Source organism: Kitasatospora sp. NPDC058115, from assembly GCF_042884635.1.
In the GTDB taxonomy this organism is placed as follows: Bacteria; Actinomycetota; Actinomycetes; order Streptomycetales; family Streptomycetaceae; genus Kitasatospora.
In genome coordinates, this window is the sequence record NZ_JBHVTL010000064.1 from 1 (window position 1) to 5300 (window position 5300).

The following is a 5300-nucleotide window of genomic DNA, read 5'->3' on the forward strand; positions in this document are numbered from 1 at the left end:
GTGATCGCGATGGCGGCGCGGGCGTCGCCGAGGATGTAGCCGAGGCGCTCGACGGGGTTGGACGGGTCGAGGGGGAGGTAGCCGGCGCCGGACTTCAGCACGCCCAGGATGGTCGGGATGAGGTCGATGCCGCGCTCCAGGCAGACCGCGACGAGGGTCTCCGGCGCGGCGCCCTGCTCGATCAGGTGGTGGGCGATCTTGTTCGCTCGCTCGTTGAGCTCGCGGTAGGTGAGGTGGGTGCCTTCGTAGGTCAGCGCGAGGGCGTCGGGGGTTGTGGCGGCCTGGCGTTCGAAGGCGTGGTGGACGCACTCCTCGCCGGTGATGACGTGGGCGGGGTTCCACTCCTCCAGCAGCTGGACGGTCTCCGTCTCGGGCAGGTAGGTCGCGCGGGCGTCACCGGACGGGTCGGCGGCCATCGCCTCCAGCACCCGCCGGTACATCTGCGCCAGCCGCTCGGCGTTCTCCCTGCTGAGCACATTGGTGGCGCCGTTGATGTTGATGTTGCCGCCGGTCGCGATGATGTTGAGCGCGAACTCGTTGATGGAGACGCGGAACACCGCGCCGACGTCCACCCGCTGGCGGTCGACCTGGTGGAAGTCGAGGTAGTCGAACAGGATCGTGAGCAGGCGCTCGTCGGACCCCGTGTGGCGCTGGATCGCGGGCAGCGGGTACCGGCGGTGCTCCCACGTCGCGGTCTCCTGCTCGAAGACCTGCTGCACCAGCTCGCGCCAGGTGCGGGCACTGCGGTCCATCGGGAACGGCACCGTGTTGAGGTGCATGCCCAGCACCCGGTCCGAGTCGACCGCGTCCATCCGCCCGTGGGCCACCAGGCCCGTGTGGTAGGCGGGTTCGGGCGTCAGCATGCCGAGCGCCTTCAGGTGCGCGGCCAGCAGCACGCTCTTCAGTGAGGTCTTGGCCTCGCGGGCGAGCTGCCGCAGTTCCGTTTCGAGGTCGAGGAACGGCACCTGCACCCGGTACAGCTCCATCGGCTTGTCCCGGTCCGCCCAGTCGGCGGGCAGGGTCACCGGCATGTGGGTGTCCACGATGCCGTGCCAGAAGGCCTGGTCCGCCTCGCTGTCGAGGGAGTCCAGCTCCGCCCCGATGAAGTCCGCGTACCGCACGGGCAGCGGCTCGACCGGCAGTTCCTCACCGCCGGCGCGGTAGTGCTGGTAGACGTTCAGCAGGTCCATCAGCAGGGTGTTGTTGCTCCAGCCCTCCAGGATCGCGTGGCAGTAGGTGACGGTGAACCGCCAGACGTCGTCCTCCTCCAGGTGCACCGCGAAGCGCAGCAGCGGACCCGTCGCGAGGTCGAACAGCTCGGCGCGCTCCCTGGCCACGAACTCCAGGCCGGCCTTCTCCTTCTCCGCCGAACCGAGGTGGCGGAGGTCGTGGATGGCGATGGGGATGTTGACCTCGCCGTGCACCAGCTGGAGCGGCTGCGAGTAGCCGGTGAGGTGGACGGAGGTGCGCAGGACGTCCTGCTGGAGGCCGATGGTCCGGACCGCCTTGCGGAACGCCGTTGCGGAGAAGGGCTCCTGGCCGGGCAGTCGCTGCGTGTTGACGTTGTGGTAGACGTTCCGCCCGTTGCCGGCCAGCATCTCGACGATCATGCCGGTCTGGATCTGGGACAGCGGGTAGGCGTCGACCACGTCGGCGGGCAGCGCGGCCCGGTCCTCGTCGCCGATGAGGCTGAACGGGGCGACGGGTTCGGTGCTGACCGGTCCGCTGCAGGCGGCGTGCTGGGCCAGTGCGGCGATGGTGCGGTGTTGGAAGATCTGCTGGATGCTGAGGTCGTAGCCGGCCTGGCGCAGTGCGCCGGAGAGGCGGACGGCGCGGATGGAGTCGCCGCCGAGGTCGAAGAAGCTGTCTTCGACGCTGACCTGGTCGGTGGGCAGGTCGAGGACCTGGGCCCAGACGGCGGTGACGCGTTCCTCGACGGGGGTGCGGGGGGCGACGTGGGCGGAGGCGGCGAAGGCGGAGCGCTCGGGTGCGGGCAGGGCCCGGTGGTCGAGCTTGCCGTTGGGGGTGAGCGGGATCTCCTCGATGGCGACGAAGGCGGCGGGGACCATGTAGTCGGGGAGGGTCTGGGCGAGGTGCTTGCGCAGTTCGCCGGCGTCCGGTCCCTGGTGGGTGGTGGGGACGAGGTGGGCGACGAGGGACTTCTGACCGGTGGTGTCGGTGTAGGCGGTGACGACGGCGTCGTGGACGTCGGGGTGTTCGGTCAGCTTGGCCTGGATCTCGCCGAGTTCGACGCGGTAGCCGCGGATCTTGACCTGGGTGTCGATGCGGCCGAGGAACTCCAGGGTGCCGTCGGCCAGGCGTCGGGCGAGGTCGCCGGAGCGGTACATGCGGGCGCCGGGTTCGCCCCAGGGGTCGGGGATGAAGCGTTCGGCGGTGAGGTCGGGGCGGTTGAGGTAGCCGCGGGCGACGCCGGGGCCGGCGACGTGGATCTCGCCGGGGATGCCGACAGGTACCAGGTGGCCGCGCTCGTCGAGGAGGTGGATGGCGAGGTCGGCGAGGGGGCTGCCGACGGGGTTGCGGTGGGGGTTGGCGAGGTCGGCCGCGGTGACCTGGTGGTAGGTGGAGTGCACGGTGGTTTCGGTGATGCCGTACATGTTCACGAGGGCGGGCATCTCGGAGCCCAGGCGGTCCGTCCAGGGTGCGAGGTCGCCGATCTCCAGCTTCTCGCCGGCGAAGACGACGGCTCGCAGGGTGAGTTCGTCGATGCGGGGGTCGCCGTCGGCGGCGAGGGTGGTGAGGGAGCGGAAGGCGGTGGGGGTCTGGCAGAGGATGGTGGCGCGCTGCGTGATCATCAGGTCGAGGAAGTCGTGCGGCGAGCGCAGGACCTCGAACGGGGCGACGACCAGGCGCCCGCCGTGGAGGAGGGCGCCCCACATCTCCCAGACGGAGACGTCGAAGGCGTAGGAGTGGAACAGCGTCCACACATCGTCCGCTCCGAACGCGAACTGCTCGCGGACGGAGGCCAGCAGGCGCCAGACGTTGGCGTGGGTGAGCGTGACACCCTTCGGCGTACCGGTGGAACCGGACGTGTAGATGACGTAGATCAGGTTGTCCGGGCGGACGTCGACCGAAGGATTGTCCGTGGACCGGGCCTCGATCGTCGTCGCGTCCTCGACGGAGTCCAGGACGATCGTGCGGCCCTGGTGGATGGTGCTCACGAGGTCGGTGTGCTGCTGCTGGGTGACGACGATCTGTGCGCGGGCGTGGCCGAGGATGTAGCCGAGGCGCTCGACCGGGTTGGACGGGTCGAGGGGGAGGTAGCCGGCGCCGGACTTCAGCACGCCCAGGATGGTCGGGATGAGGTCGATGCCGCGCTCCAGGCACACCGCGACGAGGGTCTCCGGCGTGGCGCCCTGTTCGATGAGGTGGTGGGCGATCCGGTTGGCCCGCTCGTTGAGCTGGGCGTAGGTGAGGTGGGTGTCCTCGAAGGTGAGGGCGAGGGCGTCGGGGGTTGCGGCGGCCTGGTGCTCGAAGGCGTGGTGGACGCACTCCTCGCCGGCGATGACGTGGGCGGGGTTCCACTCCTCCAGGAGCTGGGTGGTCTCCGTCTCGGGCAGGTAGGTCGCGCGGGCGTCGCCGGTCGGGTCGGCGGCCATCGCCTCCAGGACCCGCCGGTACATCCCCACCAGCCGCTCGCCGTTCGCCCGGTCGATGACGTTGGTCGCCGTGGCGATGCCGAGTCGTCCGGGGTTCGCGAGGACGGTCATGGCGAAGTCGTTGAACGCGTCGTCCACGTTGGCCTGGATGTCCACCGAGCCGGTGTCGACCTGGTGGAAGTCCTGGTAGTCGAACATCACGTCGAGCAGTCGCTCCGAGCCGCCGGTGTTGCGCTGGATGGCGGGGAGCGGGTAGCGGCGGTGGCCCCAGATGGCGGTTTCCTGGTCGAAGACCTGCTCGACCAGCTCGCGCCAGGTGCGGGCGCTGCGGTCCGCCGGGAACGGGACCGTGTTGAGGTGCATGCCGAGTACCCGGTCGCCGCCGGTGGCCTCCAGGCGGCCGTGGGCCACCAGACCGGTGTGGAAGGCGGGTTCGGTGGTCAGCATGCCGAGGACCTTGACGTGCGCGGCGAGCAGCACGCTCTTCAGCGACGTCCGGGCCGCGGCCGCCAGACCGCGCAGACCCGACTCCAGATCGTCGTAGACCACTTCGAGCCGGTAGTTCTCCCCGGGCGTGGCGTCGCCCTGCCAGCCGGCCGGCATGGTGAGCGGAGCGTGCAGGCTGGTGATGTCCTGCCAGAAGGCCTGGCTCTTCTCACCGTCCAGGCACTCCAGCTCCGCCGCGATGAAGTCGGCGTACCGGACGGCCGGCGGCTGCGGGAGCGTGAGCGGCACCCCGTCGCGGAGGCAGCGGTAGGCCTCCAGCAGCTCCATCAGCAGCGAGTTGACGCTCCAGCCGTCCGTGATGGCGTGGCACTGGGTGAACGTCAGTCGCCAGGACCGGTCGGACTCCAGGTGCACGTTGAGCCGCATCAGCGGAGCGGTCGCGAGGTCGAAGAGCGCCGCCCGCTCCCGGTGGAGGAGCGCGAGCTCGTCGGCCCGCCGTTCGTCCGCGGTGAGCTCGCGCAGGTCGTGGACGCTGAGCGGGATCTCCACCTCGGCGTGCACCAGCTGCAACGGCTGCGAGTAGCCGGCCAGCTGCACGGACGTCCGCAGGACGTCGTGCCGCGCGGCGACGACGGCCAGTGCCTCCGTCAGTGCCGCCGACGAGAACGGCTGGTCGTCCGGCACGCTGTAGGAGTTGATGTTGTGGTAGCTGGCGTGGTCGTTCTCGGCCAGCATCTCGACGATCATGCCGGTCTGGACCTGCGACAGCGGGTAGGCGTCGACCACGTCGGCGGGCAGCGCGGCCCGGTCCTCGTCCGTGACGAGGGCGAAGGGCGCGACCGGTTCGGTGTCGGTCACCGGTCCGCTGTCGGCGGCGTGCTGGGCCAGCGCGGCGATCGTCCGGTGTTGGAAGATCTGCTGGATGCTCAGGTCGTAGCCGGCCTGACGGAGCGCGCCGGAGAGCTGGACGGCGCGGATGGAGTCGCCGCCGAGGTCGAAGAAGCTGTCCTCGACGCTGACCTGGCCGGCCGGAAGGTTCAGGACCTGGGACCAGATCGCGGCGATCCGCTCCTCGACCGGGTTGCGCGGTGCCACCTGATCGGCGGAGGCGAACACCGACCGCTCGGGCGCAGGCAGGGCTCGGTGGTCGAGCTTGCCGTTGGCGGTGAGCGGGATGGTGTCGATGGTGACGAAGGCGGCGGGGACCATGTAGCGGGGGAGTGTGGCGGTGAGGTG

The 5300-nt window shown here is 70.3% G+C and carries 1 protein-coding gene; it reads right to left on the reverse strand.

Annotated elements, in window-relative coordinates:
* On the reverse strand, positions 1 to 5300 hold a 5300-nt coding region (locus ACFVVL_RS35240), incomplete at both ends, for an amino acid adenylation domain-containing protein (protein ID WP_387682653.1).